The sequence below is a fragment of the Pseudomonas sp. 102515 genome (assembly GCF_031085165.1).
Taxonomy (GTDB): domain Bacteria; phylum Pseudomonadota; class Gammaproteobacteria; order Pseudomonadales; family Pseudomonadaceae; genus Chryseomonas.
Genome location: NZ_JAVHTY010000004.1, coordinates 458,933 through 480,227 on the forward strand (window position 1 = coordinate 458,933; position 21,295 = coordinate 480,227).

General features: G+C 64.8%; 15 protein-coding genes and 1 tRNA gene. 9 read left to right on the forward strand and 7 right to left on the reverse strand.

The features are described from left to right. Positions 1-7: 7 nt before the first annotated feature. The 5 genes from cyoD to RCF34_RS17750 form a co-directional block, all read right to left on the reverse strand. Positions 8-346: a cytochrome o ubiquinol oxidase subunit IV gene (gene cyoD, locus RCF34_RS17730; protein ID WP_064307849.1), complete on the reverse strand. Its 339-nt coding sequence runs from the start codon at positions 344-346 to the stop codon at positions 8-10. Further along, complete coding sequence (locus RCF34_RS17735) at positions 346-960, reverse strand: cytochrome o ubiquinol oxidase subunit III (protein ID WP_064307850.1); 615 nt, start codon at positions 958-960, stop codon at positions 346-348. Before RCF34_RS17735 ends, cyoD begins: the two co-directional genes overlap by 1 nt. A gap of 3 nt (positions 961-963) precedes the next feature. Beyond that, positions 964-2,952 carry a cytochrome o ubiquinol oxidase subunit I gene (gene cyoB, locus RCF34_RS17740; protein ID WP_308709346.1) on the reverse strand — a complete coding sequence of 663 codons (1,989 nt, stop codon included), beginning with the start codon at positions 2,950-2,952 and terminating at the stop codon, positions 964-966. A gap of 3 nt (positions 2,953-2,955) precedes the next feature. Continuing rightward, on the reverse strand, positions 2,956-3,879 hold the full coding sequence (gene cyoA, locus RCF34_RS17745) for a ubiquinol oxidase subunit II (RefSeq protein WP_017640824.1): 924 nt from the start codon (positions 3,877-3,879) through the stop codon (positions 2,956-2,958). A gap of 408 nt (positions 3,880-4,287) precedes the next feature. Beyond that, positions 4,288-4,363 (reverse strand) — tRNA-Thr (locus RCF34_RS17750). Positions 4,364-4,654: 291 nt separating this feature from the next. Between RCF34_RS17750 and RCF34_RS17755 the strand changes: the two genes are divergently transcribed. Beyond that, on the forward strand, positions 4,655-5,653 hold the full coding sequence (locus RCF34_RS17755) for an SDR family oxidoreductase (protein ID WP_308709347.1): 999 nt from the start codon (positions 4,655-4,657) through the stop codon (positions 5,651-5,653). A 93-nt stretch (positions 5,654-5,746) separates the two neighbouring features. Here RCF34_RS17755 and RCF34_RS17760 read toward each other — a convergent pair whose 3' ends face one another. Then, a complete protein-coding gene (locus tag RCF34_RS17760) occupies positions 5,747-6,217 on the reverse strand; it encodes a pilin (protein ID WP_308709348.1) in 471 nt (156 codons plus the stop codon). Positions 6,218-6,429: 212 nt separating this feature from the next. On the opposite strand from RCF34_RS17760, the gene pilB reads away from it, so the two are divergent. From pilB to yacG, 5 genes are all read left to right on the forward strand, one after another. After that, the gene (gene pilB, locus RCF34_RS17765; RefSeq protein WP_308709350.1) at positions 6,430-8,124 is read left to right on the forward strand and encodes a type IV-A pilus assembly ATPase PilB; all 1,695 of its coding nucleotides are present in this window, start codon (positions 6,430-6,432) and stop codon (positions 8,122-8,124) included. 209 nt (positions 8,125-8,333) lie between these two features. Next, positions 8,334-9,551, forward strand: coding sequence for a type II secretion system F family protein (locus RCF34_RS17770; protein WP_308709351.1), 1,218 nt, complete (start codon positions 8,334-8,336; stop codon positions 9,549-9,551). After that, the gene (locus tag RCF34_RS17775) at positions 9,551-10,423 is read left to right on the forward strand and encodes an A24 family peptidase (protein ID WP_308709352.1); all 873 of its coding nucleotides are present in this window, start codon (positions 9,551-9,553) and stop codon (positions 10,421-10,423) included. The genes RCF34_RS17770 and RCF34_RS17775 overlap by 1 nt, the downstream gene beginning before the upstream one ends. Next, entirely contained in the window at positions 10,420-11,031 is a 612-nt protein-coding gene (gene coaE, locus RCF34_RS17780) for a dephospho-CoA kinase (protein ID WP_308709353.1), read from the forward strand. The genes RCF34_RS17775 and coaE overlap by 4 nt, the downstream gene beginning before the upstream one ends. Then, positions 11,028-11,225, forward strand: a complete 198-nt coding sequence (yacG, locus tag RCF34_RS17785) for a DNA gyrase inhibitor YacG (protein ID WP_007160931.1) — start codon at positions 11,028-11,030, stop codon at positions 11,223-11,225. Before coaE ends, yacG begins: the two co-directional genes overlap by 4 nt. A 186-nt stretch (positions 11,226-11,411) precedes the next feature. Here yacG and RCF34_RS17790 read toward each other — a convergent pair whose 3' ends face one another. Beyond that, positions 11,412-11,909, reverse strand: coding sequence for a hypothetical protein (locus RCF34_RS17790; protein ID WP_308709354.1), 498 nt, complete (start codon positions 11,907-11,909; stop codon positions 11,412-11,414). A 182-nt stretch (positions 11,910-12,091) separates the two neighbouring features. Between RCF34_RS17790 and recC the strand changes: the two genes are divergently transcribed. The 3 genes from recC to recD are packed head-to-tail and all read left to right on the forward strand — an operon-like array spanning position 12,092 to position 21,268. Further along, on the forward strand, positions 12,092-15,523 hold the full coding sequence (gene recC / locus RCF34_RS17795; protein WP_308709355.1) for an exodeoxyribonuclease V subunit gamma: 3,432 nt from the start codon (positions 12,092-12,094) through the stop codon (positions 15,521-15,523). Beyond that, the gene (gene recB / locus RCF34_RS17800; RefSeq protein WP_308709356.1) at positions 15,520-19,194 is read left to right on the forward strand and encodes an exodeoxyribonuclease V subunit beta; all 3,675 of its coding nucleotides are present in this window, start codon (positions 15,520-15,522) and stop codon (positions 19,192-19,194) included. The genes recC and recB overlap by 4 nt, the downstream gene beginning before the upstream one ends. Further along, positions 19,187-21,268, forward strand: a complete 2,082-nt coding sequence (gene recD / locus RCF34_RS17805; RefSeq protein WP_308709357.1) for an exodeoxyribonuclease V subunit alpha — start codon at positions 19,187-19,189, stop codon at positions 21,266-21,268. The genes recB and recD overlap by 8 nt, the downstream gene beginning before the upstream one ends. Positions 21,269-21,295 lie beyond the last annotated feature (27 nt).

Genomic DNA, 21,295 nt, shown 5'->3' on the forward strand with positions numbered 1-21,295 from the left:
GCCCGGTTCAGTGGATCATCATATTGTGGTGCATGTGGTACATGATCCACAGGGATCCCACGACCAAGATACCGACGATGACCACGGTGAAACCAAAGGAGATCACGTTCCAACGCTGTTCTTCGGACGTGTTCAGGTGCAGGAAGAAGTACAGGTGCACCAGCAGCTGTACCACCGCCATGATCACCACGATCGCCAAGGTCGCGCCCTTGGAGAAGGTGGGGAACATCACCAGGCCGAAGGGAATGACCGTCAGGATGACCGACAGGATGAAGCCGACCATGTAGCTCTTGAAAGTGCCATGGCTCTCGGCGGTATGCCCGTGGGCATTATGATCGTGCGCCATTACAGAACCCCCATCAGGTAGACGATGGTGAAGACGAAGATCCAGATGATGTCCAGGAAGTGCCAGAACAGGCTCAGGCACGACAGGCGGGTCACGTTGGTGGTGGTCAGACCCTTGGAAGAGATCTGCAGCATCAACACGATCATCCAGATCAGACCCGAGCTCACGTGCAGGCCGTGGGTGCCGACCAGCGCGAAGAACGACGACAGGAAGGCACTGCGATCGGGGCCCCAGCCCTCGTGGATCAGGTGGTTGAACTCATAGAGCTCCATGCCGATGAAGCCGGCACCAAACAGCCAGGTGACCGCCAGCCAACCCAGGACGCCGCCCTTGCTGCCCTTGTGCTGGGCGATCATGGCGAAGCCGTAGGTGATACTGGAGAACAGCAGCAGGAAGGTTTCGACCAGCACGAACGGCAGTTGCACGATGTCGTGATGGGTCGGGCCGCCCGCATAGGCGTTGCTCAGCACTGCATAGGTCGCGAACAGGGTTCCGAACAGGATGCAGTCGGTCATCAGGTAGGACCAGAAACCGAAAGTGGTCAAGGATCCCGCGTCGTGGTGCCCATGCTCCTCGGCATGGGCGACTTCGTTATGCATAACTTGATTCGCCATTGGTTAGGCCTGCTTCAATTTCGCCAGGGACTGAATGCGCGCGTTTTCGATGCGCGCCACTTCTTCCGCCGGTACGTAGTAGTCGGTGTCTTCGTCGTAGCTACGGATAACGAAGGAGACGATCGAACCCACGAAGCTAGCGATGGCCAGCCACCAGATGTGCCAGATCAGAGCGAAGCCAAGCGCCAGGGCGAACAGGCTGATCACGATGCCAGCAGCGGTATTGCGCGGCATGTGGATCTGCTTGTAGTCCGCATCCTTCTTCTCGGTGATGCCCTTTTCCTTCATGCCCCAGTAGGCGTCGATGTCGTGCACTTCCGGTACTTCGGCGAAGTTGTAGAAGGGCGGCGGCGACGAGGTCGACCATTCCAGGGTACGGCCATCCCACGGATCGCCCGTCACGTCCACGTTCTCCGGCAGATTGCGATCGCGGATACTGACGTAGAACATCCACAGCTGGCTCAGGATGCCGAGGGCGATGATGCCGGCGCCGATGGCGGCGGTCACCAGGAAGGGGTGCCAGTCGGGGTTGTCGTAGTGGTTCAGACGACGGGTCATACCCATGAAGCCCAGCATGTACAGCGGCATGAAGGCGACATAGAAACCGATCAACCAGCACCAGAAGGCCTGCTTGTTCAGCTTCTCGTTCAGCTTGAAGCCGAAGACCTTCGGGAACCAGTAGATCATGCCGGCGAAGTAGCCGAACACGGCGCCGCCGATGATCACGTTGTGGAAGTGAGCGATCAGGAACAGGCTGTTGTGCAGCACGAAGTCGGCACCCGGTACCGCCAGCAGGACGCCGGTCATGCCGCCGATGCTGAAGGTCACGATGAAACCCAGGGTCCAGAGCATCGGCGAGGTGAACTGGATGCGGCCCTGGTACATGGTGAACAGCCAGGTGAAGATCTTCACCCCTGTCGGGATCGCAATGATCATGGTCGCGATGCCGAAGAAGGCGTTGACGTTAGCGCCCGAGCCCATGGTGAAGAAGTGGTGCAGCCAGACGATGAAGGACAATACGGTAATGGCTACCGTGGCCCAGACCATCGAGACGTAGCCGAACAGACGCTTCTTGCTGAAGGTGGAAGTCACTTCCGAGAACACGCCGAAGGCCGGCAGGATCAGGATGTATACCTCGGGGTGGCCCCAGGCCCAGATCAGGTTGGTGTACATCATCTGGTTGCCGCCGGCTTCCGCGGTGAAGAAGTGGAAGCCTAGGTAACGGTCCAGGGTCAGCAGTGCCAGGGTCACGGTCAGGATCGGGAAGGCCGCCATGATCAGGATGGCCGTACACCACGAAGTCCAGGTGAAGATCGGCATACGCATCAGGGTCATGCCCTTGGTGCGCATCTTCAGCACGGTCACGAAGAAGTTGACGCCGGTCAGGGTCGTGCCGATACCGGAGAGCTGAAGCGCCCAGATGTAGTAGTCCATCCCTACGCCTGGACTGTACTGGATGCCTGACAGCGGCGGATAGGCCACCCAACCGGTCGCGGCGAACTCGCCCACGAACAGCGACATCATGATCAGCACGGCGCCGGCCACGAACAGCCAGAAGCTCAGCGAGTTCAGGAAGGGGAAGGCCACGTCGCGGGCACCGATCTGCAGCGGTGTCACCACGTTCATCAGGCCGGCCACGAAGGGCATCGCCACGAAGAAGATCATGATCACGCCGTGGGCGGTGAAGATCTGGTCGTAGTGATGGGGTGGCAGGTAGCCCTCGGCGCCGCCGGAGGCGATGGCCTGCTGGCTACGCATCAGGATGGCATCGGAGAAGCCACGGAGCAGCATGATCAGGGCGACGATGAAGTACATCACGCCGATCTTCTTGTGGTCGACGGTGGTCAGCCACTCTTTCCAGAGGTAGCCCCACTTGCCGAAGTAGCTGAGTGCCCCGATGAGCGCCAGGCCACCCAGGGCGACCACGACGAACGTCACGAGAATGATCGGCTCGTGATACGGAATATCCGCGAGAGTTAATTTACCGAACATGACTTATTCCTCGGTACCGTGTTGACCGCCGTGCTGGCTCATGTCCATCACGTGATCGGTCTGCTTGCTGAAGTCGGACTTCATGAACTTCTTGATGACCGTTCTGAACAGATCCGGCTCGACCGTCGAGTAGTAGGCGACCGGCTGCTTCTCGCTGGGCTTGGCCAGCTCGGTGTAGCTCGCCTGGTCCAGGGTCTTGCCACCCGATTGCTTGACCTTGTTGACCCAGGCGTCGAAATCACCGGCGGTGGGTACCGCGTGCACGGCGAAGATCATGTCGGAGAAGCCGGCGCCGCTGTAGTTGGCCGAGCGACCCTCGAATTCGCCGGGATGATCGGCGATCAGGTGCAACTGGCTCTGCATGCCGGACATGGCGTAGATCATGCCGCCCAGGGCCGGGATCGACAGGGTGTTCATGACCGACTCGGAGGTGATCTTGAACTGCACCGGACGATTGACCGGGATAGCGATCTCGTTCACCGAGGCGATGCCCTGCTCGGGATAGATGAACAGCCATTTCCAGTCCATCGAGACCGCTTCGATCACCAGCGGCTGCTCGGGATGGTCCAGCGGTTTGAAGGGATCCAGCTCGTGGGAGGTCTTCCAGTTCAGGATGCTCAGGAACACCACGATGGCCAGGGGGACCAGCCAGACCACGGCTTCGATCTTGTAGGAGTGAGCCCAGTTCGGGGTGTACTTGGCGTCCTTGTTGGTCGCGCGGTACTTCCAGGCGAACAGGAAGGTCATCACGATGACCGGGATCACCACGATCAGCATGAGGCCGAACGCTGTGTAGATGAGGTTGCGTTCTTGCACGCCGATGGAGCCTTTCGGATCCAGCAGCACGGCGTCGCACCCGCTGAGCAGCAGCGCGGCGGCACCGGCCAGAAGCCAACCGGTTGGTTTTAGATACTTCGTTAGTTTCATCTCACGACCTCAGTAGAGCGGCTCATCGTGGTTATTCTCTCAACGTGCCTGTCGCCAGCCTCATGCTCCGCAACGGACAGGCATCCGTGCGGCAGGCTGATGGATTGCAGAAATTGCGGGATTTCGCAGCGCGGTATGGTGCCACAGAGGGCCTGGATATTCGACCCTTTGGTCAGCCGCCGTTCAGGTCTTGCCGGCCGTCAAGCAAGCCGAAATCAGGCGGTGTAAGGCACTGTCATGCGCTGGGTAAGAGTAGTCGAGGGTTGGGGAGTCGCCAGTTCACAGGGCAGGTAACGTTCCGCTCGAGAGCCGGGAGAAGAGACTGGCAAGCGGCCCAGGAAGGCGCGACCCAAGGCGGCTAAGGCCTTGAAGGCTTTGGAAAGAGCGAGGAGGGATGAAGCGGAAGGATGGTGCCGGAGATAGGAGTCGAACCTACGACCTTCGCATTACGAATGCGCCGCTCTACCAACTGAGCTACACCGGCACGAAGCTTTCAATGATAAGTCTTCAGTCATCTGCTGTGCAAGCCTGGTTGTTGCCCATGCACCAAGCCCTGTGGCGATGTGTCGCACTGCTGCCACCGGCGGATTTCGAGATTCGTCAGCGTATCTCGGCCTGACGAGATTTGGAGTGAGGGAAAGTCAGCGGTCAGGACGGTCGCCATCCGGGAAACCTTTGCAGGAATCGTCCTACCTAATCCTTCGCGGATCTCGCCTTGCCGCCGCTTTGTCCCGACAATTCCGCCAGCCGATAGCTGCTAGTACGGAGAGCAACGATGACCGATTACTCCCTCACCCGTCGTAATGTCCTCGTCGGCTCCGCCGTGGGGCTCGCCGCCGCGGCTTCAGGCGCCGCCGTCGCCCAGGAAGGCACCAGCACGACGCGTCCCGCCAGGCCGCTGCAGGACCCACGCACCAAGTACACCCGCGAGCCCTTCAAGGAGCAGCGCCAGGAATGGCCGGCGCTCACCAGCAAGATGGAGCCGCGTCCCGATCATGGCGAGACCAGTTATCACGGCTCGGGTCGCCTGGCCGGGCGCAAGGCCCTCATCACCGGCGGCGACAGCGGCATCGGCCGAGCCGTGGCCATCGCCTTCGCCCGCGAAGGGGCGGACGTCGCCATCAACTATCACCCTTCCGAAGAAGCCGACGCCCAGGAAGTGGTCAAGCTGATCACCGAAGCCGGTCGCAAGGCCATCACCCTGCCGGCCGACATCCGTACCCAGGAGGCTTGCGAAGAAGTCGTGAACAAGGCCATCCAGCAGCTCGGTGGCCTGGATCTGCTGGTGAACAATGCGGCGTACCAGCAGAGCAAGGCGGACATCCTCGAAATCACCGACGAACAGTTCGACCGGACCTTCAAGACCAACGTCTATCACGTCTTCCGCTTCAGCAAGGCCGCCATCCCGCACCTGCCGCCGGGCGCCAGCATCATCAACACCGTCTCGGTGAATTCCTACGACCCCGGCGAAGAGCTGATCGACTACGCCTCGACCAAGGCCGCCATCCTCAATCTCACCAAGGGCATGGCCAAGCAACTGGCGAAGAAGGGCATTCGAGTCAACGCCGTGGCACCGGGTCCGGTATGGACGCCGCTACAGGTGGCGGGTGGGCAGTTGGAAGGGCAGATGAAGGAGTTCGGCCAGGACACGCCGCTAGGAAGGGCAGGGCAGCCGGCGGAGTTGGCGGGGTTGTATGTGGCGCTGGCGGAGGAGGATGCGAGCTTTAGTACGGGGACTGTGGTGGGGGCGTTTGGGGGGAAGGGGATGCCGTAGGTAAGCAGATGAACGATAGGGCGGTCAATTGAGGGGATTGGAGTCAACTGCTCCGAGGGGATGTCTTTAATAAGACACCCCCTCGAATTTCTGTTATGGCGTTGTTGGAGTCGTTACGCAAGATCCAGGGAGGTATTTTTGCGGGATCGTACCGCCACAAACCCATTGTCCAATTGAAGAGCCCGCAGCGATTGCCGTAGTTCCGCTAGCACCCTGATATGGAGTAAGAGTCAAAGTCTTTCCATTTACATCACTATTTATATTTTGTGCAGTTACGGTGATAACGCCAGTAGTGGCTGCTGTTGCGATAGAAGCAACATATTTAGATGTCGCAGTTGTAGACTCGCCACAGCCCCAGGTATTTGCTGTTGCTGGAAGAGTTGTAGCTGTTTGCGTGACTTCAGTGATGGTTGTTCTGCAGGCAGATGCCGCTAATATCACTTCAGACACTTTCGCCTTCGCAGTGTAGTTTTGATAGGCGGGCAAAGCTACTGCAGCCAAAATACCAATAATCGCGACCACGATCATCAGTTCGATCAAAGTAAAGCCTTTCTGAGCTTTCATTCCAAATCTCCGAGGTTGGATCAGGCCAACGTGCCTGTTTGAGGTATAGCACAGGCCGTGCCAAAGAAAAGTGGCGACTGCAGCACGCTTTCTGCGCGATAGGCGTCAACAAAAGGGCAGGTGATGACAAAAAATGTCAGCTGTCTGGCGCCATTTTGCGGGCGGTCTGGGGGGTGCTATAACGCCCGTTGTAGCCAAGGGTAGGAATGACGATGAACGAGACGGTGATGCTATCAGGGCTGGCGCGGCAGTTGGTGGACGCTCAGCTGCTGGCGGAGGCGGCAGCGCAGCAGGCGGTGGTCAAGGCCAAGCAGGCCAAGGTGCCGCTGGTGACCTATCTCGTTCAGCAACGGCTGGTGCAAAGCCGGCCTCTGGCTGAACTAGCGGCTCAGGAATTCGGCGTGCCCTTTCTCGATCTGTCGGCCATCGACAAGGAGCAGTTGCCCAAGGACATCGTCAACGAAAAGCTGATGCAACAGCATCACTTCCTGCCATTGAGCAAGAGGGGTAACAAGCTCTTCATCGCGCTGTCCGACCCGACCAATCAGCAGGCCATCAACGATGTGTCCTTTGGCAGCAAGCTGGCCGTCGAGGTCGTACTGGTCGAAGACGATAAGCTGCACCAGGCCATCGAGCGGTATCTGGATACTGGCACCGGTGGTTTGGATCTGGGCGATATCGATCTCGACCTGGAAACCGAGGGCGGTGAGCGACCTCAGGAAGCCGTAGCCGGTACCGATGCCGACGATGCGCCGGTGGTGAAGTTCGTCAACAAGATGCTGCTGGATGCCATCAAGAAGGGCTCCTCCGACCTGCACTTCGAACCCTATGAAAAGATGTACCGGGTGCGCTTTCGTACCGATGGCATCCTGCACGAAGCCGCGCGGCCACCGGTGCAGTTGGTGTCGCGTATCTCGGCGCGGCTCAAGGTGATGTCCAATATGGATATCTCCGAGCGGCGCAAGCCCCAGGACGGTCGGGTCAAGCTCAAGGTGTCCAAGACCAAGTCCATCGACTTCCGGGTCAATACCCTGCCCACCCTGTGGGGCGAGAAGATCGTGATGCGGATCCTGGACTCCTCCAGCGCCCAGATGGGGATCGATGCCCTGGGCTACGAGGATGTGCAGAAGGAGCTCTACCTGCAGGCACTCAAGCAGCCGCAGGGGATGATCCTGGTGACGGGGCCGACCGGTTCGGGCAAGACGGTCTCGCTCTATACCGGCCTCAATATCCTCAATACCGAGGACATCAATATTTCCACCGCGGAAGACCCGGTGGAGATCAACCTGGAAGGCATCAACCAAGTCAACGTCAATCCGCGTCAGGGACTCGACTTCTCCCAGGCGTTGCGGGCCTTCCTGCGTCAGGATCCTGACGTGATCATGGTGGGTGAGATTCGAGACCTGGAAACGGCGGAGATCGCCATCAAGGCAGCTCAGACCGGTCACATGGTGATGTCTACCCTGCACACCAACAGCGCAGCGGAAACCCTGACCCGTTTGCGCAACATGGGGGTGCCGGCCTTCAACCTGGCGACCTCGGTCAACCTCATCATCGCCCAGCGCTTGGCGCGCAAGCTATGCAACAAGTGCAAGCGAGTTCATGAGGTACCGCGTGAGGCGCTGCTGGCCGAAGGCTTCCGCGAGGAAGAGATCGGCAGTTTCACCCTTTACCAGCCTATCGGCTGCGAGGACTGCAATGCCGGTTATCGCGGGCGGGTGGGGATCTATGAGGTGGTGAAGATCACCCCGGCGCTGCAGCAGATGATCATGGAGGAGGGCAACTCCATCGAGATCGCGGCGCGGATGCGCAAAGAGGGCTTCAATGATCTGCGGCGCTCGGGACTGGTGAAGGCGATGCAGGGAATTACCAGTCTGGAAGAGATCAATCGGGTGACCAAGGACTAGCGGACGCCCTAACCCTAGCCCTCTCCCAGCGGGAGAGCGGAATGGAACGAAGCGCCGGGTCATGGTCGTCCATAAGGTTTTTGCATCCCGGAGCGCCTAGTGTGCTGGTGGGTGGCGCGATGCTTGCCTTCAAAGCCGCAACCGGCTCTGCATAGAGCATTCTTCTGACGCGTCCGCCAAGGCGGACCGAGCCTTTGTGAGTCGAGGCCATGGCCGATAAAGCTATCAAGATGGGCAGCTTCACCTGGGAGGGGACCGATCGCAAAGGGACCAAGGTGAAGGGCGAGATGACGGGCTTGAATCCCGCGCTGATCAAGGCGCAGTTGCGCAAGCAGGGCATCAATCCGACCCGGGTGCGCAAGAAGTCGATGTCGCTGTTCGGCAAGGGCAAGAAGATCAAGCCCATGGACATCGCGCTGTTCACCCGGCAACTGGCGACCATGATGAGCGCGGGTGTGCCCCTGCTGCAGGCCTTCGACATCATCGGCGAGGGCTTCGACAACCCCAACATGCGCAAGATGGTGGACGACATCAAGCAGGACGTCGCCGCGGGTAACAGCCTGGCCAATTCCCTGCGCAAGCAGCCCCAATACTTCGATGATCTCTATTGCAACCTGGTAGACGCTGGCGAGCAATCCGGTGCCCTGGAGACCCTGCTGGACCGGGTGGCCACCTACAAGGAAAAGACCGAGGCGCTGAAGAAAAAGATCAAGAAGGCCATGACCTATCCGGCGGCGGTCATCGTCGTGGCGGTGATCGTGTCGGCCATTCTGCTGATCAAGGTGGTGCCTCAGTTCCAGTCGGTGTTCGAAGGCTTCGGTGCTCAGTTGCCGGCGTTCACCCTCATGGTCATCGCCATTTCCGAAGTCCTGCAGGAATGGTGGTTGCTGGTGCTCGGCGGGCTCTTCGTACTGGCTTTCGTCCTGCGGCACTTCTACAAGAAATCGGAGAAGTTTCGCGATGCGACGGACCGTGGATTGCTGAAGATCCCGTTGATTGGCTCCATTCTCTATAAATCGGCCATTGCCCGTTATGCCCGTACCCTGGCCACCACCTTCGCGGCCGGTGTGCCCTTGGTGGATGCCCTGGACTCGGTGGCTGGCGCTACCGGCAACGTGGTCTTCCGCAATGCGGTGGAGAAGATAAAGGGTGATGTCTCCACCGGCATGCAGCTCAACTTCTCCATGCGTACCACGGGTGTGTTCTCGTCCATGGCCATCCAGATGACGGCCATTGGCGAGGAGTCAGGCTCGCTGGACGAGATGCTGTCCAAGGTCGCGACCTTCTATGAGGACGAGGTCGACAACATGGTCGACAACCTCACCACCCTGATGGAGCCGATGATCATGGCCGTCCTCGGGGTTCTGGTGGGTGGTCTGATCATCGCCATGTACCTGCCCATCTTCCAGCTCGGCTCGGTGGTCTGATGGCGCTGTTGGAATTTTTGGCCAGCGCGCCGCTGGCCGCGGCGCTGTGCGCGCTGGTCCTGGGGCTGCTGGTAGGCAGCTTTCTCAATGTGGTGGTCTATCGCCTGCCGGTGATGCTGAGGCGGGATTGGCAGGCGGAGGCGCGTGAGGTGCTGGAGCTGCCGGCCGAGCCGGCGGGGGCGCCTTTCAACCTGGCGCGACCCGCTTCCCGTTGCCCCCATTGCCAGCGCGCCGTGCGGCCCTGGGAAAACGTGCCGGTGCTGAGCTACTTGCTCCTGCGCGGTCGTTGCAAGGGTTGTCAGGCCTCCATCAGCCGGCGTTATCCGCTGGTTGAGCTCGCCTGTGGACTGTTGTCCGCCTGGGTCATCTGGCACCTGGGCGTGACCTGGCAGGGTGGGGCCTTTCTCCTGCTGACCTGGGGACTGCTGGCGGCCAGTCTGATCGATGCCGATCACCAGCTGTTGCCGGATGTCATCGTCCTGCCGTTGCTGTGGCTGGGCCTGATCGCCAATCAGTTCGGCCTGTTCACCAGCCTCGGCGATGCCGTCTGGGGCGCAGTGGCGGGCTATCTGAGTCTCTGGCTGGTATTCCAGCTGTTCCGCCTGGTGACCGGCAAGGAGGGCATGGGCTATGGCGACTTCAAGTTGCTGGCGCTGCTCGGTGCCTGGGGCGGTTGGCAGATCCTGCCCTTGACCATCCTGCTGTCGTCGCTGGTGGGCGCCATCCTGGGCGTAATCACCCTGCGGCTGCGGCGAGCGGAAACCAGCACGCCCTTGCCCTTTGGTCCCTATCTGGCCGTAGCGGGGTGGATTGCCTTGCTCTGGGGTGATCAAATAACCGGCCTGTACCTGAACTTCGCCGGATTCCGATGACTTCTGCCTGGACCCTCGGCCTGACCGGGGGCATCGGCAGCGGCAAGAGCGCCGCTGCCGAGCATTTCGCCCAGTTGGGCATCACCTGTGTCGACGCCGACCAGGCCGCCCGCTGGGTGGTGGAGCCGGGACGACCGGCGCTGGCCGAGATCGCCGGGCATTTTTCGCCGGCTGTCTTGCAGCCGGATGGCAGCCTGGACCGGGCGGCGCTGCGGGCGGCGATCTTTGCCGATCCGGCCGAGCGGCGCTGGCTGGAAGCCCTGCTGCATCCGCTCATTCGCCAGGAAATCCTGGCGGCCTTGGCTCGCGCAGCGTCGCCCTATGCCATCCTGGTGTCGCCGCTGCTGTTCGAATCCGGGCAGCGGGCGCTGGTCCGGCGGGGGCTGGTGATAGACGCGCCGGAAGCGCTGCAGCTCGAAAGGGCCATGCGTCGTGATGGTGTGGACGAGGCTCAGGTACGGGCCATCCTGGCGGCACAGCTGCCGCGTGCCGAGCGTCTGGCCAAGGCCGATGATGTCATCTGCAACGACGGCGATCTCGCCCAGCTCCACACCGAGGTGGAGCGCCTGCATTCCTTTTATCTGACCCTTGACGGAGGCCAAGCATGAGCACTCTCACCGTGGACTGCCCCACCTGTGGCGCACCCGTGGAATGGAGCGAGAAGAGCGCCAACCGGCCCTTCTGTTCCGACCGCTGCAAATTGATCGACCTGGGTGCCTGGGCGGCGGAAGAACATGCCATCCCGGGCAATGAGCTGGAAGACGATCTCTATTCCGAAGACCTGAATCGGCGCGGCCACTAAGCTTTGTCTGAAAAGTGCCTGCGCTCGGCCATGCGGCGTTAAAAATCCGCTGGGTCGCCAGTCCGATCGGAATGCTCATTTACCGCTCGTAAACTCGAGTGCGAGCCCGATCCGCTTCTTTACAGATTTTGCCTTGCCTGACCGTCGCTCTGCGACTTCTCAGACAAGCTTGAGGCGCGCCTTCCCCTATAGCCGTTGCGCCCAGGCCTGGGCGGTCGCCTGGGCCGCCTGGCGCAGCTTGGCGGCCAGCTCGGGTTTCTCGTATTCCAGCGGGCTGGACGCCGTGACCGTATGGATGCGGTCGCGCTTGATGAAGAAGACCTGGGTGCCCAGCAGCGGCTTGCTGCAGGCGCTGGCGCCTTCGCCCAGGCCGTCGATGGCCTTGCACTCCAGTTGCTCACTGAGCGATTGCACCTGCCGCCGCAGCTTGGGCAGCGCCCGACCGCCATTCTCGTAGCCCGCCGACAGGCCCAGCAGGTAGTTGGCCGGTTGCCCGGTGTCGCGATCGGTGAAGGCGCAGCCGCCGGCGATCTGTCGGGCATAGGCCAGGGGCAGGCCGGAGCTCTGCTGGAGCAGCGGCAAGGGCAGCTGGGCCTGCAGGCTGGCGCAGTCGACGGGCTCGCCGGTGTCGGCGTGGGCGAGGGCGGCGCCCAGGAGCAGGGGAAGGGCAACGAGGAAACGCATGAAAACATCCTGTCGATGGCCGACGGCCGATAGACCGTGAGTCTACCGGCTGGAATCCCGTCGCAGGCGGGGAGACGAGGGCGGCTGTGCGCTGCGTCATGCGTCGGTCAGCACATTGTGGACTGGTATCCGGCGCGGGTGATCCTTACCCTGGCCGCAGACAGCGAACAGCGAGGCGTAGGATGTCCGAGGCGCTCACTCCCGGATTCATGGTGGTACACGGCAATCGGCTCGAAGAGCTGCGCGGCCTGGCGGTCGGCTGGATGCGGCGGTATCCCCTGGCGCCTTTGGAAAACGAACAGGTGCTGGTGCAGAGCAATGGCATCGCCCAGTGGCTCAAGCTGGCGCTGGCCGAAGATCCGCGCGGGGACGACGAGGGCGGCTGCGGAGTGGCCGCAGCCCTCGAGGTGCAGTTGCCGGCGGCCTTTCTCTGGCGGACCTATCGGCAGGTGCTGGGCCGTGACCAGGTACCGCCATCCTCGCCGCTGGACCGTGCGCCCCTGACCTGGCGACTGATGCGGCTGTTGCCGACGCTGCTCCTGCAACCGGACTTCGCCGCACTGCGGCGCTTTCTCGACGATGACGGCGATCTGCGCAAGCGCTATCAGCTGGCCGAGCGGCTGGCCGATCTCTATGACGGCTACCAGGTCTATCGTGCCGACTGGCTGAATGACTGGGCGGCGGGCCGCGATCTGCTGGCCAGCCTGCGTGACGGCCGGCGCCCCCTGCCGGAGAGTTGCCGCTGGCAGGCGCAGCTGTGGCGGGCGCTGCTGGACGACGTGGGCGACGGTGGCCTGGCCCGCAGTCGCGCCGGCGTGCACCGGCGCTTTCTGGAGGTGATGCAGGCGGCGACCGAGCCGCCCGCTGGGTTACCGCGGCGGGTGGTGATCTTTGGCTTGTCGGCGATTCCGGCGCAGACCCTCGAAGCCCTGGCCGCCCTGGCGCGCTTCAGCCAGGTGCTGCTCTGCGTGCACAATCCCTGTCGCCATCACTGGTCCGACATCGTCGCCGACCAGGACCTGTTGCGGCAGAACTACCGGCGCCAGCAGCGCAAGCCGGGCATGCCGCAGACCCTGGATGCCGAGGCGCTGCACCAGCACGGCCAGCCGCTGCTGGCGAGCTGGGGCAAGCAGGGCCGCGACTACATCCACCTGCTGGACGAATTCGACGAACCCGATGGCTATCGTCGCCTGTTCGAGGACCTCAACGGCGGGCGCATCGACCTCTTCGCCGAAACCGAACCCCAGCACCTGCTCGGCCAGTTGCAGGACGACATCCTCGAATTGCGTCCCCTGACCGAGACCCGCGAGCGCTGGCCGGCAGTGGATCCGGCGCGCGACAGGTCCATGCGCTTCCATGTGGCCCACAGTCCGCAGCGCGAAGTGGAGATCCTGCATGACCAGTTGCTGGCGCGCTTCAGCAGCGACAGCAGCCTCCGGCCGCGCGACGTCATCGTCATGGTGCCGGACATCGATGCCTATGCGCCGCACATCCGCGCGGTGTTCGGTCAGCTCGAACGCCAGGATCCGCGCTTCATCCCCTTCAGCCTGGCCGATCAGCACCAGCGTGGTTTCCAGCCGCTATTGATCGCCCTGGAGCATCTGCTGCAGCTGCCCGACAGCCGCTTCGCCCTGAGCGAGATCCTCGACCTGCTGGATGTGCCGGCGCTGCGCACCCGCTTCGGGCTGCGCGAGGGCGATCTGCCGACCCTGCACCTCTGGCTGGAAGGGGCCGGCGTGCGCTGGGGACTGGATGCCGAGCAGCGCAGTCGCCTCGACCTGCCGGAGGGGCTGACGCAGAACACCTGGCGCTTCGGCCTGAGGCGCATGCTGCTGGGCTACGCCGTGGGCAGCGGCGCGGCCCTGGGCGATATCGAGCCCTTCGACGAGGTGGGCGGCCTGGACGCGGCCCTGGTCGGGCCGCTGGTGGACCTGCTCGATGCCCTGGACGCGGCCCAGGCGGCGCTGGCCCAGCCGGCCCGGCCGGCGGAGTGGGGCGCCCGCCTGCAGGCGCTGCTGGCACTGTTCTTCAGCGCCCAGGACGAGCACGACGAATACCTGCTGGAACAACTGGAAAACCTGCGTGAGCGCTGGTTGGAGTTGTGCGAGGACGTGGCCTTGGACGAGGAACTGCCGCTCACCGTGGTGCGCGAGGCCTGGTTGGCGGGGCTGGACAGCGGTGGCCTGGCCCAGCGCTTTCTCGCTGGCGCGGTCAATTTCTGCACCCTGATGCCCATGCGCGCCATTCCCTTCCGCGTGGTCTGCCTGCTGGGCATGCACGATGGCGCCTATCCGCGCATCCAGTCGCCGCTGGATTTCGATCTCATGGCCCAGGACTATCGTCCCGGTGACCGCTCGCGGCGGGAGGATGATCGCTATCTGCTGCTGGAGGCACTGCTCTCGGCGCGCGATCAGTTCTATGTCAGCTGGGTGGGGCGTAGCATCCGCGACAACAGCGAGCGCCCGCCGTCGGTGCTGGTCGCCCAGTTGCGCGACCATCTCCAGGCCGGTTGGCGACTGGCGGGGCATGAAGAGGAGCCGGAGCGCCTGCTCATGGCCCTGACCCAGGAGCATCCCCTGCAACCCTTCAGTGCCCGCTACTTCCGCGGCGAGCGCGGCTATTTCAGCTTCGCGGCCGAGTGGCTGGGCGTGCATGACCGCACCACGCGCGACGAGGATGACCTGTTGCCGCCACTGGTGCTCGAAGAACCCCTGGGCCTCGATGATCTCGCACGCTTTCTGCGCGGACCGGTGGACCTGTTCTTTGCCAATCGCCTCAAGGTGCATTTCGCGCCGCCCGATGCGCCCGCCGAAGACGAAGAGCCCTTCGGTCTGGACGCCCTGGCCCGCTACCAGTTGGGCGAAGACCTGTTGGCGGCGGCACTGGCCGCGCCGGCCGAGGCGGATCAGGCGCTGATGGCCGCCGCCGAGCGCTTGCGCGGCAGTGGTCGGCTGCCGCTGGCGGGCTTTGGCGAGCGGGCCGGGCGGGCCTTGCGCGAGCCTCTGCCGGCCGTGGTCGCCCAGGTCGAGGCCCTGGCGCTGCGCTGGCCCGAACCCCTGGAAGAGGCCGTGACCCTGGATCTCGAACATCGCGAGCTGCAACTGGTAGCCAATTTCGAACGGCTGCGCCGCGGCCCCGAGGGCCTGCTGGCCCTGACCGCCCAGGCCAATGGGCTGGGCAATACCCGCACTCGCAAGTGGCATCGGCTGCTGCGGCCCTGGGTGCAGCACCTGGTCGCCGCGGCCGGTGGCCTGCAATTGACCACGGCGGTGGTGGCGACCGACCTGACCCTGTTGCTGGCACCGCTGGACGCCGAGTTGGCCCGGCGGCAGCTGAACGAATTGCTGGACGCCTGGGCATTGGGGCAGCGGCGTCCGCTGCCGGTGGCGCCGCGCACCGCCTTCGCCTGGCTGGCCAATGACCCTGACAAGGCCCTGGCCGCCGCCGAGCAGGCCTATCAGGGCGAGGCGGCGACCCATCCGGCGCTGCGCCGGCAGTATCCGGACTTCGCCGCCTTGCTGGCCGACGAGGAATTCGACGGCTGGTGCCAGACCCTCTATGCGCCGGTATACAGCGCGGGCTGGCAGGTCGTGAACGGGGAGGGGCAGGCATGACTCAGCGTCCGCTCGCCTTGCGCTTTCCGCTGCAGGGCAATCAGCTCATCGAAGCCAGCGCCGGGACGGGCAAGACCTTCACCATCTCCGCGCTCTATGTGCGCCTGGTGCTCGGCCATGGCACGCCCGCGACCGCCTTCGGGCGTGAACTGCTGCCGCCACAGATCCTGGTAGTGACCTTTACCGAGGCCGCCACCCAGGAGTTGCGCGATCGCATTCGCCATCGCCTCGCCGAGGCGGCGCGCTTCTTCCGCGACGAGATCGCCGCGCCCGATCCGCTGCTCGCCGAGTTGCGCGAGGACTTTTCCCGCGAGGCCTGGGCCGATTGCGCCCGGCGCCTGGACATCGCCGCTCAGTGGATGGACGAGGCGGCGGTGTCCACCATCCACAGCTGGTGCCAGCGCATGCTCCGTGAGCACGCCTTCGACAGTGGCAGTCTCTTCGTGCAGAACCTGGAGCAGGACCAGAGCGAATTGCTGGCCCAGGTGGTGCGCGACTACTGGCGGCGCTTCTGCTATCCCCTCGAAGGGGAAGCGCTGGACTGGGTGATCGAGCACTGGGGCGAACCCCGCGCCCTGGCCGCGCGCCTGCGGCCCCTGTTGAGCGAGGCCCTGGGGGCGCCCCAGGGCGAACCCGCCGCCTTGCTGGCCACCGCCCTGGCCGAACGCCACGCGCGGTTGGCGCAGCTAAAGGCGCCCTGGGCCCAGTGGGCGGAAGAGGTGCGCGAGCTCTGCCAGGCCGGCTGCGACGCCAAGGTGGTCGACGGCCGCAAGTTGCAGAAGAGGTTCTTCGGGCCCTGGTGCGACAAGCTGGTCGCCTGGGCGGACAACCCCGCCAGCGAGGAGCTGGATATCGGCACCGGCTTCACCCGGCTGACCGAGGAGGGCTTCGCCGAGGTCTGGACCAAGGCCAGTCCGCCGGATCATCCGGCCCTGGCGGCCATGGCGCGCCTGCCCGGGCAACTGGCCGAGCTGCCCAGCCCCGAAGTGCCCCTGCTGGAACACGCCGCGGCCTGGGTGCAGCAGAAATTCGAGCGCGAGAAACTCCGCCGCGCCGAGCTGGGCTTCGACGACATCCTCACCCGTCTGGATCGGGCACTGCAGGCCGATGGCGCCGGGGCACGGCTGGCGGCGCTGATCCGCGAGCAGTTCCCGGTGGCGCTGATCGACGAATTCCAGGACACCGACCCGGTGCAGTACCGCATCTTCAGCAGCGTCTACGGCGCGGGGGAGGGCACCGGGCTGTTCCTGATCGGCGATCCCAAGCAGGCCATCTACGCCTTCCGCGGCGCCGATATCCATACCTATCTGCAGGCGCGACGCGCCAATGCCGGCCACCTGCACTCGCTGGACACCAACTTCCGTTCCACCGCCGCCATGGTCGCGGCGGTCAACCAGGTGTTCCAGCATGGCGAGATGACGGCCCCACGGGCGGCCTTCCTGTTCCGCCAGGGCGAGGACAATCCGGTGCCCTTCGAGCCGGTCCGCGCCCAGGGGCGGCGTGAAGTACTGGAGATCGACGGTGCTCCCAGCGCGGCCTTGACCTTCTGGCAGCTGGCCGGCGACGAGCCGCTGGCCGGCACCGCCTATCGCGGCGCCCTGGCCGAGAGCACCGCCAGCGAGATCGTCCGGCTGCTGACCCTGGCCGCCGAGGCCAGGGCTGGCTTTCGTCGCGAAGACGGCGAGCTGGTGCCGCTGCGGCCCGCCGACATCGCCATCCTGGTGCGCGCCGGCAGCGAGGCCCAGGCGGTACGCCAGGCGCTGGTGCGGCGTGGGGTGCGCAGCGTCTACCTGTCGGACAAGGATTCGGTATTCGCCGCCCAGGAAGCGCGTTGCCTGCTGGACTGGCTCAAGGCCTGCGCCGAGCCCGATGTGGATCGTCGGCTGCGCGCGGCCCTGGGCAGCCTGACCCTCGACCTACCCTTGGCGGAACTGGATGCCCTCAACCACGACGAGCAGGCCTGGGAGAGACGGGTGCTGCAATTCCGCGGCTATCGCCAGCTGTGGCGCGGCCAGGGCGTGCTGCCCATGCTGCGCCGCCTGCTGCAGGACTTCCGCCTGCCGCAGCGGCTGATGGCCCGCGCCGACGGCGAGCGGGTGCTGACCAATCTGCTGCACCTTGCCGAACTGCTGCAGCGCGCCGCTGGCGAGCTCGATGGCGAGCAGGCGCTGATCCGCCACCTGGCCGAGCAACTGGCTGCCCAGGGCGCCGCCGACGAGCAGATCCTGCGCCTGGAAAGCGACGCCGAGCTGGTCAAGGTGGTGACGGTGCACAAGTCCAAGGGCCTGGAATATCCACTGGTGTTCCTGCCCTTCGCCTGCGCCTATCGCGCCGAGGAAGGCGCCAGCCTGCCGCTGCGCTACCACGATGACCAGGGGCAGGTGCGCCGGACCTTCAAGCCCTCCGCCGAAGAACTGGCTCGTGCCGATGATGAGCGCCTGGCCGAAGACCTGCGCCTGCTGTATGTCGCCCTGACCCGAGCCCGCCATGCCTGTTGGGTCGGGGTGGCCGATCTCAAGCGCGGCCGCAGCAAGGACTCCGGTTTCGCCCGCAGCGCCCTGGGCTACCTGGCCACCGGTGGCGAGCCCCTGGCGAGTTCGATGGCCTTGGGCACCGCTCTGACCGCCCTGATCGACGCGCAATCCGACACCCTCATTCTGCCGCTGCCCGAAGCCAACCCGGCCCGCCTGCCCGAAGCCCGCGAAGCGCCGGTGACCCTCAAGGCACTGACGGCCCGGCGGGCAGCCCGCGAGGACTGGTGGATCGCCTCCTACAGCGCCCTGCGCATCGGCACGCGCCTGGGCGAAGCGCGGGAGGAAGGCCAGCTGAATCTGGAGCTGGAGCTGGAGCTGGACCTGGATACCCCGGCGGCCCAGAAACTGTTCGACGACGATCGCCTCGCTCCGGACGAGGCGCGCCAGCCCGCGGCCGGCGAAGACCTGCACCGCTTTCCCCGCGGCCCCGGTCCGGGCACCTTCCTGCACAGCCTGCTGGAGTGGGTCGGCGAGGAAGGCTTCACCGCCATCCAGGCCGCGCCCGAGCGGCTGGACGACCTGATCGCCCGGCGTTGCCAGCGGCGTGGCTGGAATCACTGGATTCCCATCCTGCAGGGCTGGCTGCGCCAGTTGCTGGCACTGCCGCTGCCCCTGCCGGGAGGCAGCCAGCGCCTGGGCGAACTGGCGCGCTACCAGGTGGAGATGGAATTCTGGTTCGCCACCCATGGCGTCGATCTGGAGCGGCTGGATGACCTGGTGAGTCGTGGCAGCCATGGCGGCCAGGCGCGGCCGATGCTGGAGCCGGGACAGCTCAACGGCCTGTTCAAGGGCTTCATCGACCTGGTCTTCGAGCACGAGGGCCGCTATTTCGTGGTGGACTACAAGTCCAATTGGCTGGGCGCCGAGGCCGGGGCCTATACCCGCGTGGCGATGGAGGCCGCCGTCCTGGCCAAGCGCTATGATCTGCAGTACGTGCTCTACAGCCTGGCCGTGCACCGCCTGCTCAAGGCGCGGCTGCCCGACTATAGCTACGAGCGCCACTTCGGCGGTGCCGTCTACCTCTTCCTGCGCGGGTGCGATCCGGCCGGCCACGGGGTCTTCGTCGAGCGACCCGCCCAGGCCCTGATCGAGACCCTGGATCTGCTGTTCAGCGGTGCGGAGAATGCCCATGTCTGATTTCAGCCCCGCTACCGAACGGCTGCTGCGCCTGGCGTCCCTGGCCCAGGAGCGCCCTCTCGCCCCCCTCGAGCAGCGCGACGACCTCTTTCGCCTGCTGGAACTCTGGGTGCAGCGCGGCTGGCTCCGCCAGGTGGACCGGGCCTTCACCCGCTTTCTCGGTGAGCTCGAACCCCAGGGCGACTCGGCGGTGCTGCTGGCCGCGGCCCTGGCCAGCCATCAGCTCGGCCATGGCCATGTCTGCCTGGATCTCGCCGCCACCCTGCGCAATCCCGATGCCGCCCTGTCGCTGCCCCCCGAGGGCGACGAGGCGCGCGCTTCGCTCTTGCCTTCGCAGCTGCTGCACGGCCAAACCCTCGACGCCTGGCAGCGTGCGCTGCTGGCCAGCGCCCTGGTCGATGGCGACGGCAGCTGTCCGGAGCGACCGCTGGTGCTGGGCGGTGAGCGCCTCTACCTGCGGCGCTACTGGAATTATGAACGCGCGGTGGCCGCCAGCCTGCGGCAGCGCCTGGCCACCCCCGAGCCGCTGCCGGCGGATCTCGTCGAGCGCCTCGACCGGCTGTTTCCGCCGGATCCCGACGCGGGTGGCGAACCCGACTGGCAGAAACTGGCCTGCGCCCTGGCAGTGCGCGGCGCCTTCAGCATCGTCACCGGCGGGCCCGGCACTGGCAAGACCACCACCGTGGTGCGGCTGCTGGCGCTGCTCCAGGCGCCCGCGGTGGCGGCCGGACGGCCCTTGCGCATCCGCCTGGCCGCACCGACCGGCAAGGCGGCCGCGCGGCTCACCGAATCCATCGGCGGCCAGGTCAGTCGCCTGCCGGTGGACGACGAGTTGCGCCGGCACATCCCCACCGGGGTGACCACGGTGCACCGGCTGCTGGGCAGTCGACCCAACACCCGTCACTTCCGCCATCACCGCGGGCATCCCTTGCCGCTGGACGTGCTGGTGGTGGATGAAGCCTCGATGATCGACCTGGAAATGATGGCCAGCCTGCTGGCGGCCCTGCCGCCGCGGGCGCGACTGGTGCTGCTCGGCGACAAGGACCAGTTGGCCTCGGTGGAGGCGGGCGCGGTGCTGGGCGATCTCTGTCGGGATGCCGAAGCCGGACGCTACAGTCCGGCCACCCGGGCCTGGCTGGAAGCCGTGAGCGGCCAGTCGTTGGACCAGGCGGCGCTGGCGGTCGGCGACGACCAGGGTAACGCCCTGGCCCAGCAGGTGGTGATGCTCAGGCGCTCGCGACGCTTCGGCGCCGGCAGCGGTATCGGCCAGCTGGCCCGCCGGGTCAATGCCCAGGACGGCCAGGGCGCTCAGCAGGTGCTGGTCGACGGCGGCTACGCCGACCTGCACCGGGTGCTGCTCAAGGGCCCGGAGGATCGCGCCCTGGAACGCCTGGTGTTGGAGGGGCGCGGGCGCGCCTGCGGCTATCGTCATTATCTTGAGGTCCTGCATGGGACAAGGCCCCAGCTCGATACCGTACTGGAAGATCCGGCCTGGACGCGCTGGGCCAGCCAGGTGCTGGCCGCCTTCGACGACTTCCAGCTGCTCTGCGCCGTGCGCAAGGGGCCCTGGGGCGTGGAAGGCCTCAACCTGCGCATCGCCAGCGCCCTGCTGGCGGCCGGCCTGCTCTTGGGCGAGCATGGCTGGTACGAGGGTCGCCCGGTGCTGGTGACGCGCAACGACTACAGCCTGGGGCTGATGAACGGCGACATCGGCATCACCCTCTGCCTGCCGGACGCCAGCCAGCCCGGGCGCAAGGTCCTGCGGGTCGCCTTTCCCCGCGGCGATGGCAGCGGTGGCCTGAGATTCGTCCTGCCCAGTCGGCTGGCGGCGGTGGAGACGGTGTTCGCCATGACCGTGCACAAATCCCAGGGCTCGGAATTCGCCCACACGGCGCTTTTGCTGCCCGAGCAGCTCAGTCCGGTGCTGACCAAGGAGCTGGTCTATACCGGCATCACCCGGGCGCGCGATGATTTCACCCTGATCGAGGCCCGTGGCGGCATCTTCGCCGAGGCCGTGGCCCGGCGGGTCCGCCGCGTCAGCGGACTGGATCTGGATTTGCGAAACACTGTGTAAATGTACAGATAAATGCTGGACGCTCCC

Coding starts and splice junctions, on each gene's coding strand:
- recB (WP_308709356.1), top strand. CDS start 15,520: ATGACTCAGCGTCCGCTCGCCTTGCGCTTTCCGCTGCAGGGCAATCAG.
- RCF34_RS17735 (WP_064307850.1), bottom strand. CDS start 960: ATGGCGAATCAAGTTATGCATAACGAAGTCGCCCATGCCGAGGAGCAT.
- RCF34_RS17760 (WP_308709348.1), bottom strand. CDS start 6,217: ATGAAAGCTCAGAAAGGCTTTACTTTGATCGAACTGATGATCGTGGTC.
- RCF34_RS17755 (WP_308709347.1), top strand. CDS start 4,655: ATGACCGATTACTCCCTCACCCGTCGTAATGTCCTCGTCGGCTCCGCC.
- yacG (WP_007160931.1), top strand. CDS start 11,028: ATGAGCACTCTCACCGTGGACTGCCCCACCTGTGGCGCACCCGTGGAA.
- coaE (WP_308709353.1), top strand. CDS start 10,420: ATGACTTCTGCCTGGACCCTCGGCCTGACCGGGGGCATCGGCAGCGGC.
- recC (WP_308709355.1), top strand. CDS start 12,092: ATGTCCGAGGCGCTCACTCCCGGATTCATGGTGGTACACGGCAATCGG.
- recD (WP_308709357.1), top strand. CDS start 19,187: ATGTCTGATTTCAGCCCCGCTACCGAACGGCTGCTGCGCCTGGCGTCC.
- cyoB (WP_308709346.1), bottom strand. CDS start 2,952: ATGTTCGGTAAATTAACTCTCGCGGATATTCCGTATCACGAGCCGATC.
- pilB (WP_308709350.1), top strand. CDS start 6,430: ATGAACGAGACGGTGATGCTATCAGGGCTGGCGCGGCAGTTGGTGGAC.
- cyoD (WP_064307849.1), bottom strand. CDS start 346: ATGGCGCACGATCATAATGCCCACGGGCATACCGCCGAGAGCCATGGC.
- RCF34_RS17770 (WP_308709351.1), top strand. CDS start 8,334: ATGGCCGATAAAGCTATCAAGATGGGCAGCTTCACCTGGGAGGGGACC.
- cyoA (WP_017640824.1), bottom strand. CDS start 3,879: ATGAAACTAACGAAGTATCTAAAACCAACCGGTTGGCTTCTGGCCGGT.
- RCF34_RS17790 (WP_308709354.1), bottom strand. CDS start 11,909: ATGCGTTTCCTCGTTGCCCTTCCCCTGCTCCTGGGCGCCGCCCTCGCC.
- RCF34_RS17775 (WP_308709352.1), top strand. CDS start 9,551: ATGGCGCTGTTGGAATTTTTGGCCAGCGCGCCGCTGGCCGCGGCGCTG.